We start from the raw sequence: 1,021 nt of genomic DNA, 5'->3' as shown, positions 1-1,021 counted from the left end.
ATTGACTTGTGCCCGAGCATCGCGGCGGTCGCTTCCAGGGACATACCGCGGTTGATGGCCTGGGTGGCCAGGGTGTGTCGCAGGATGTGGGGGTGCAGGTGGCCCAGGCCGGCGGCCGTGGCGGCCTTGTTGATCATTCTGGTGACGGTATGTCGGTCCAGGGCTCGACCGTTCTCCCTGGGAATCAGCAGCGCGTGCGCGGCGTCGACGTGCGCGGCCCGGTAGTCCTCGATGAGGGTGACCAGGTGCGGGTGCAGCGGCAGGTAGCGGTCGGAGCCGAGTTTGCCGACCGGGACGTGCAGCCAGGGGCCGACGCCGATGTGCACGATCGCGTCGGCGGGCAGGGCGGTGTATTCGCTGACCCGTAGTCCGGTGCGCAGCAGGACCTCCACGGTCACCCCGACGAGTTGTCGTTTGTCGGCCTGGGCGGCACGCAACAGCCTGGCCGCGCTCGGGTCGTCCAACGCCTTGGGTAGGGGACGGTCCTGGCGGGGCAGGTCACCGGGGAACATCGGTACCTTCGGCGGTGCCTGTTCCCAGCCCCACTCATCGATGCGGACGAAGAACATCCGTAGCGTCCCCAGGCGGTGCGCCCGTGTGGCCGTGGCGGCGTGCGGGGCCCCGGATCGTCCTGGCCGGGCCGCCAGCCAGGACTTGTAGCTCTCGATGTGAGCGCGACGGACCTCTTGGATGGAGGTGACCTCGGGAGCCTGCTGAGTCAGGAACAGCGCGAACGCCCGCAGGCACTGGTCGGTGTTGCGCACGCTGCCCGGGCGCAGCACGCACCCGATCTGTTCCAGGTAGGCCCGCATCGTGGCCACGACGTGCGGGCAGCCAGCCTCCAGCTCCTGCCAGGACGCCAGCGTGCAGGAAGCGATGTCGGTGCCGGCAGAGTTCACCGCGGGCTCCCGGCGAAGACCTGTGCGTCGATGACCTCGGCGGCCTTGCGGTACTGCGCGGCGAGCCAGTCATCGGCCAGGTGCAGGTAGATCCGGGTCGACTCGATCGAGGCGTGCCCGGC

1 protein-coding gene is annotated in these 1,021 nt (G+C 69.5%); it reads right to left on the bottom strand.

Features of this window, described 5'->3' with window-relative positions; translation table 11 throughout:
- Nucleotides 1-899, bottom strand: an 899-nt coding sequence (locus DA085_RS20605) for a tyrosine-type recombinase/integrase (RefSeq protein ID WP_154402278.1), incomplete at its 3' end; no start/stop codon positions are given.
- Between the last annotated feature and the right edge of the window lie 122 nt (nt 900-1,021).

It is taken from the genome of Ornithinimicrobium cavernae (genome assembly GCF_003121625.1).
Lineage (GTDB): Bacteria > Actinomycetota > Actinomycetes > Actinomycetales > Dermatophilaceae > Ornithinicoccus > Ornithinicoccus cavernae.
This window is presented reverse-complemented; position numbering and strand designations above follow the sequence as displayed.